This is a genomic window from Streptococcus sp. HMSC066E07 (genome assembly GCF_001814695.1).
GTDB lineage: Bacteria > Bacillota > Bacilli > Lactobacillales > Streptococcaceae > Streptococcus > Streptococcus hominis.
In genome coordinates, this window is the sequence record NZ_KV817420.1 from 1 (window position 1) to 1,057 (window position 1,057).

The 1,057-nt window shown below is 40.4% G+C and carries 1 protein-coding gene; it reads left to right on the top strand.

The features are described from left to right. Nucleotides 1-94: 94 nt before the first annotated feature. Complete coding sequence (locus HMPREF2984_RS02295) at nucleotides 95-1,030, top strand: IS30 family transposase (protein ID WP_049533395.1); 936 nt, start codon at nucleotides 95-97, stop codon at nucleotides 1,028-1,030. Nucleotides 1,031-1,057 lie beyond the last annotated feature (27 nt).

Consider the following 1,057-nt stretch of genomic DNA (forward strand, 5'->3'; position numbering starts at 1 on the left):
GATAAATTGTAAAATATAGTGCAACAAAAAAACTCATAGCGTTTCATTGGTGTAAACTGTAAGCAACCACACAAACAGAACCCGAGGAAAAACTATGAGCTACTTCCATCTTACCATAACTGACCGAATAAAGATAGAAACCTACTTGGAATTAGGTTTGAAACCTTGCCAAATTGCAAGTAAACTTGGCGTCCATAAGTCTACCATTTCAAGAGAGTTAAGACGATGCCAAAATGGTTATTCCGCAACCTCAGCACAGGAACAGTACGATCACAGGGCTAAGCAAAAAGGTCGGAAGTCTTGTTTGACACCAAAGTTGAAAAAGGAAATTGAGAACGGTTTAAAATCCTCCTGGTCGCCTGAACAGATTTGTGGCCGCTATCAGCTTGAACAAAAGCCAATGGTAGCTTTTAAAACCATCTATAACTGGCTCTATGCTGGTTTGATTGATCTGGATTTGAGCGTCCTTCGTCGTAAAGGAAAAACTCGACAACCCAAAGAAACACGTGGAAGATTTAGGATTGGTACGCCAATTTCCAAACGTCCTAAAGAGGTCCGTAATCGTGAAACTTTTGGGCACTGGGAGCTTGATACTGTGGTGTCTTCCAGAGGCGAAAGCAAGGGGTGTTTAGCGACCTTTCTAGAGCGAAAAACTCGTTTTTACTTAGCTTTCAAGATACCAGATAGAACAGCCAAAGCCATGTTTTCAGCCATCGAAAAACTTTGTAGGCTATTTCCAAAAGAGGCTCTTAAAACCTTCACTTCAGACAGGGGAAAAGAGTTTGCCTGCTATCCTCTGGTAGAGAATTTAGGAATTTCCTTTTTCTTTGCGGATGCCTATTCATCCTGGCAGAGAGGAAGCAATGAAAACGCAAATGGCTTACTAAGAGAATATTTCCCAAAGAAAACAGATTTAGCCACTATCTCTGATGAGGATTTGAACAAGGCTTTATATGATATCAATCACCGACCACGAAAATGTTTAGGTTACAGAACTTCTTGTGAAGCTCTAGAGGATGAGTTCGAATAAATGTTGCACTTATTCTTGCAATTTATC